Raw genomic sequence first — 1,175 nt, 5'->3', positions numbered from 1 at the left:
CCGGGCTCACCGGACTCGTCGGGCTCACCTGGTTCACCGGACTCGTCGGGCTCGTCGGGCTCGTCGGGCTCATCGGGCTCATCGGGCTCCTCCTCCGATCCGGCGGCGCAGCAGCGGGGCGAGCGCCAGGTCCAGCGCCTCGCCCGGGGTGTGGCGGGCCACCGGGACGCCCCGGGCCCGCAGCGCGGAGCGCACCGCCTCGCGCTCGGCGTGCCAGAGCCGCAGGGCCAGCGCGCCCAGCTCGTCGCCGGGCTCCACGGCCGGTTCACCGGCCGGGACCTCCACCACGACCAGCGGGTTGCCACGGTCGCGGACCTGCCCGAGCACGTCCAGGATCCGCTGGTCGGCGAGCGTGGTGAACGCGTACACCAGCGCGTGGCCGGGCAGTGCGGCGGGCGGGAAGCGGGGCACCACGCGGCCGCGGTGACGGCGGTCCTGGCGGACCTCCAGCACGCTCTCCACCATCCGGTAGAACTGCCGGTCCCCGGTCCCGGCGGTGAGCCAGCGCAGTTCGCCGCCGACCGCGATCAGGCCGACCCGGTCGTGCCGGTGCAGGTAGGCCCGGGTCAGCCCGCCGGCCGCGCGCAGCGTCTCGTCCAGGCTGGACAGGCCGGTGGCGGCGTCCCGGAAGTCGGCCAGCGTGTCCAGCAGGACCACCGCGTCGGCGGCCCGCTCGGCGGCGAACTGGTTGATCTGGACCGCGTCGCGCCGGGTGGTCGACGGCCAGTGGATGCGCCGCTGCCGCTCCCCCGGCACGTGCGGCCGCACGCCGACCACCTCGACGCCGGTGCCCTCCTGCGCCGTGGTGTGCTCGCCGAGCCGTTCGGGCAGCCGGACCGGGATCGGGGTCAGCCGGGCGGCGCTGGGCACCGGGAAGACGTCGACCGTGCCGAGTTCGGTGCGCACGGTGCGGCGGGTCAGGCCGCCGGAGTCGTAGACGTCGAGGTCGACGGTGCCGAGGGTCCAGCGGCCCCAGCTGTCGGCCCGCACCACCAGGTCGACCTCGGCGGCACCGACGGTGAGGGCCTGCAGCGTCACGCCCGGGCCGAGCGCGAGGGTGGGGTCGAGCGGGCCGATCCATGATGAGCCAGAGCCACGCCGACCTCGGGCCGGAGCAGGCCGGATCGCGCGGCGACCTGGTCACCGCGGAGCGGTACGGCGAGCGGATCGCCCGG

General features: G+C 76.7%; 1 protein-coding gene. It reads right to left on the bottom strand.

Annotated elements, in window-relative coordinates; translation table 11 throughout:
* Window positions 1-78: 78 nt before the first annotated feature.
* On the bottom strand, window positions 79-1,038 hold the full coding sequence (locus tag ABZ885_RS41635) for a DUF58 domain-containing protein (protein ID WP_360200476.1): 960 nt from the start codon (window positions 1,036-1,038) through the stop codon (window positions 79-81).
* Window positions 1,039-1,175: the final 137 nt, after the last annotated feature.

Origin of the sequence: Kitasatospora sp. NPDC047058, from assembly GCF_040643935.1 — a bacterium.
Lineage (GTDB): Bacteria > Actinomycetota > Actinomycetes > Streptomycetales > Streptomycetaceae > Kitasatospora.
The sequence above is the reverse complement of the archived record's forward strand: the minus strand, read 5'-3'. Positions and strand labels throughout refer to the sequence as shown.